5 protein-coding genes are annotated in these 4377 nt (G+C 72.9%); 2 read left to right on the top strand and 3 right to left on the bottom strand.

Annotated features, from left to right (window positions below; translation table 11 throughout):
* The coding region (locus VMR86_05295; protein HTO06455.1) for a hypothetical protein at positions 1-288 on the bottom strand (288 nt) is incomplete at its 3' end.
* Between the two features lie 19 nt (positions 289-307).
* Between VMR86_05295 and VMR86_05290 the strand changes: the two genes are divergently transcribed.
* Complete coding sequence (locus VMR86_05290) at positions 308-742, top strand: hypothetical protein (protein ID HTO06454.1); 435 nt, start codon at positions 308-310, stop codon at positions 740-742.
* 14 nt (positions 743-756) lie between these two features.
* A complete protein-coding gene (locus VMR86_05285; GenBank protein HTO06453.1) occupies positions 757-2808 on the top strand; it encodes a DUF6600 domain-containing protein in 2052 nt (683 codons plus the stop codon).
* A gap of 4 nt (positions 2809-2812) precedes the next feature.
* On the opposite strand, the gene VMR86_05280 is transcribed toward VMR86_05285, so the two are convergent.
* On the bottom strand, positions 2813-2980 hold the full coding sequence (locus VMR86_05280) for a hypothetical protein (protein ID HTO06452.1): 168 nt from the start codon (positions 2978-2980) through the stop codon (positions 2813-2815).
* Positions 2977-4377: carbon starvation CstA family protein (locus VMR86_05275; GenBank protein ID HTO06451.1), on the bottom strand; the 1401-nt coding region annotated here is incomplete at its 5' end. The genes VMR86_05275 and VMR86_05280, both read right to left, overlap by 4 nt.

Raw genomic sequence — 4377 nt, 5'->3', positions numbered from 1 at the left:
CCGAGTCACAAGCGCATCGGGCGCACGCACACGCGAATTTTTCGCGTCGCGCTGCACGAACACATGACCTGAGTCGCAACATACTGGTACGACCTCGAGTGACTCGCGGATGCGCGGCGTGCACGCTTCGAGGGGAAATCGCGCCGGAAATGAGATCAGTGCGATCAGCTGGCCGGACCGATCCGGTCCGCGCGTGCGTCCAAACGACATCGCACGTTCGGCGCCCACTACCGGCCGTTCGGCGGGCTGCGGTGGCCCCGCAACGCGGGCGGCCGCGGTCGGTTCCACCCCACGACAGGAGATCGCGATGCCCGAGCTCGTTCGTGAAAAGACAGGCTTCCCGCTGCTTTGGCGTGCGACCTGCGCGCTGATGGGGACCCTGGTGGTGCTGTCCGGAGCGCCCGCCGCGCAGGCGGGCAGCCCGCCGCCACCGCCGCCGCCCCACAGCGCCCCGCAGAGTTCCAACCCACATCCGCCGCCGCCGCCGGGCGCGCCGCCCCCGCCGCCGCCGAGCGTCTACTCGCCACCGGTGATGGTGCCGGTCGCCCCGGCGCCGCCAGCCCCGCTGCCGCTCCCGATGCGGATCATCTACGCGCCGTTCTACGCAACCGGGCTCGTGCTGCGCTACGGGTTGTACTACGGGATCGTCGCGCCCTTCGAAGTCCTGGGCCGAACCCTGGCCTATGGCTGGAATGGCGGCGTTCCGGGCGGTGACCCCAGCGCGAACGACCACCCGCAGTGACTCGAGGAGGAACCATGCACAAGCTTCGCTCTCGTTGGCTGCGCGCCCTGACCGTGTTCGCGCTGTGCGCGAGCGCGGCGCTGTACGCGCGCGCGCAGGGCGAGGCTCCACCTCCGGGATCACCGCCGGCGGGTCCTCCGCCCGGATCCGCGCCGCCCGCCGGGTCGGCTCCGGCCGCCGCAGACTCCGGCTCGGCCCAGGAGCTCGACCGCACGCCGCCCCGCCTCAGCTTCACCGACGGCGAGGTCTCGTTCTGGCGCAACGGCGCAGAGGACTGGACCCCCGCGCAGGTGAACACCCCGCTCGGCGAGGGCGACCAGCTCTACACCGGCAACGCGGCGAACCTCGAGATCCAGATCGGCGCGCGCGCGTTCGTGCGCGCCGGCGAGGAGACACAGCTCGGGCTGACCAACCTCGAGCCCGACTTCGTGCAGTTCCGGATCGTGAACGGGCATGCCTCGCTCGACCTGCGCTCGGTGAAGGCGGGCACGACCATCGAGATCGACACGCCGCACGCGGCGTTCAGCGTCGAGCACCCGGGCTACTACCGGATCGAGGTGACCGACGAGAACACGAGCTTCACCAGCCGGCGCGGCGGCAGCGCCACGCTGACTCCCGCCACCGGCCAGGCGTCCGCGGTGGCGGCGAGTGAGACGGTCGTGGTCTCGGGCACCGACCAGCCCAAGGTCGAGACCTACGCCGCCGCGGAGCTCGACGACTGGGACCGCTGGAACTACACGCGCACCGACCAGCAGCTCGAGTCGGTGAGCGCGCGCTACGTGCCCAGCGGCGTGTACGGCGTGGACGACCTCGACCACTACGGTGACTGGCGCGTCGTGCCGACCTATGGCTCGGTCTGGGTGCCGCGCGTGGCGCCGGGCTGGGTGCCGTACAGCACCGGCTCGTGGGTCTATGACCCGTACTACGGCTGGACCTGGGTCGACGCCGCGCCCTGGGGCTGGGCCCCGTTCCACTACGGGCGCTGGGTCTCGGTCGGCGGCTACTGGGGCTGGGCGCCGGGTCCGCTGGTCGCGCGGCCCTACTACTCACCGGCGCTGGTCGCGTTCTACGGCGCACCGTCCTTCTCGGTCGGCATCAGCTTCGGCCACGGCGGCGTGGGCTGGGTCGCCCTGGGCTGGGGCGAGCCGTGCTTCCCGTGGTGGGGCGGCGCCGCGTTCCGCGGTCACCCGCACTGGAACGGCTGGGGCGGCCCGCGGATCGTGAACAACGTGGTGATCAACAAGACCACGGTCGTCAACGTGAACAACGTGCACTGGGCCAACGCTGCGCGCGCCAATGCCGTCGTGGGCGTGCGCGCCGACCAGTTCGGCCGCGGCCGCGTGAACGTGGAGCACTGGGACGCCGCGAAGGTCGCGAAGCTGCGACCGGTGGAGGGTGACGTGGGCATCCGGCCCGAGCGCGCGAGCCTCGCGCCGAGCACGGGCCGCGGGGAGCGGCCGCCGCGCGCGGTGTTCAACCGCAGCGTGGTCGCCACACGCGAGGCGCGGCAGCGCGCGCCGCAGGAGATCGCGCGCACGGCTGCGCCCACGCGCGAGTCACCGCCCGTGCAGCAGAAGTCGCCGGGTCTGTTCAATCGCGGCAAGCCGCCCGAGGTGACTCGCGAGCAGCAGGGCACGGCCTCGCGCATCGTGACTGCGCCCAAGCGGGGCAGCACGGACGCACTGCGCAACCGGCCGCCGTTCGGCGGCGGCGATTCCGCGGAGCGCAGCGCGCCGCCGCAGCCGCCGCGTTTCCGCCAGCCGGCAGGCGAGTCGGAGAGCGCGGCCAGTGCCGCGCACGCGCCGAAAGCGCCGAGCCCGCCGGTGGGCCGCGCGGAGCGCCGGCCCTCGCAGCCGCAGACGCGCGAGCCGAGCGCGCCACGTGACCTGCCGGGCGAGCCGGCCAACCGCGTGTACCGTGGCCGGCCCGCACCGGCGCCGCGCATGGAGGCGCCTGCGGCACCGCAGCACCCGCAGCAGCCCCAGCGCCAGCCGCAACACGTGCGCGAGCAGGGCGGCGGCCAGGAGCACGGCGGCGGAGCCCGCCAGCGCCCCGACCGGCACTAGTCGGCTAGCAGCAGCGCCCGCGCCGCGCGGCGGCGTCGCCCAGTGACTCGCGCGCCGCGCGCGCGTCGCGGCACTCCTGCGCGTGCGCCGGGATCCCGACGAAGCCGCGCGCGAACGCGGCCAGCGCGGCGGCGGCGCGCCCGCACGCGGCGAGCAGCGCACGGGTCTTCACGACACCTCCGCGACGCGCGCCGCGCCGGCAGGCGCCGGCCCGCGCAGCACGCGCCACCACACGCGCCCGGCGTCCAGCACCACGACCGCCACCAGCACCATGAACAGCGCGGTCACCGCCGCGTCGAGGCGGTTGTTGAAGATCAGCGTGTGTGTCTCGCGCACCTTGTCGGGCGCGATCAGGCCCTCTGCGAGCTGACTCGCGAGCCAGTCTGCCTGGGCCAGGAAGCCGATGCGCCGGTCGGCGTGGAGGATCTTCTGCCAGCCGGCCGTCATCGTGACCGAGAGCAGCCAGAAGAGCGGCGCGACCGTGAGCAGCGCGAAGCGCGGCCGCTCGGACTTGACCAAAAGCGTGGTCGCGAGCGCGAGCGCGGTCGCGGCGAGCAGCTGGTTCGCGATCCCGAACAGCGGCCACAGCGAGTTGATGCCGCCCAGCGGATCGATCACGCCCTGGTACAGGAAGTAGCCCCAGCCGGTCACGATCAGCCCCGACGCCAGCACGTTCGCGGGCAGCGCGCTCGTGCGGCCCAGCGGCGTCCAGAAGTTGCCGAGCAGGTCCTGGATCATGAAGCGGCCTACGCGCGTGCCGGCGTCGAGCGTGGTCAGGATGAACAGCGCCTCGAACATGATCGCGAAGTGGTACCAGAGCGCGCGCAGTGACTCGCCGCCGATCGCGCGCGAGAAGATCTCGGCCATGCCCACGGCCAGGCTCGGCGCGCCGCCGGTGCGCGACAACAGGCTCTGCTCGCCGACCGACCGCGTCAGCGCCGAGAAGGCCGCGGCGTCGAGCGGGAAGCCCCAGCCCGAGATCACCTCGGCCGCGTGTGCGACCTCGCCGCCGATCAAAGCCGCGGGCGAGTTCATCGCGAAGTACACGCCCGGCTGCATCACGGCCGCGGAGAGCAGGGCCATGATCGCCACGAAGCTCTCCATCAGCATCGCGCCGTAGCCGATGAAGCGCGCGTCGGACTCGCGGTCCAGGAGCTTGGGCGTGGTGCCGCTCGAGATCAGCGCGTGGAAGCCCGACATCGCCCCGCAGGCGATGGTGATGAAGCAGAACGGGAAGAGCTTCCCGGCGAACACCGGCCCCGTGCCGTCCACGAAGCGAGTCAGCGCGGGCAGGTGCACCTCGGGCCGCACCCACAACAGCCCCGCGGCGAGCAAGAGCACCGTGCCGATCTTGATGAACGCCGAGAGATAGTCGCGCGGCGCGAGCAGCAGCCACACCGGCAGCACGCTCGCCACGAAGCCGTACACGATCAGCGCGAGCGCGAGTGACTTCTTGTCGAGGTCGAAGAACGGCCGGAGTGACTCGCTCTCCGCGACCCAGCGGCCGCCGACCACGGCCAGCAGCACCAGCGCCACGCCCAGCAGCGACGCCTCGAGCACGCGCCCCGG

The sequence above is a fragment of the Myxococcota bacterium genome, from assembly GCA_035498015.1.
GTDB lineage: Bacteria > Myxococcota_A > UBA9160 > SZUA-336 > SZUA-336 > VGRW01.
This window is presented reverse-complemented; position numbering and strand designations above follow the sequence as displayed.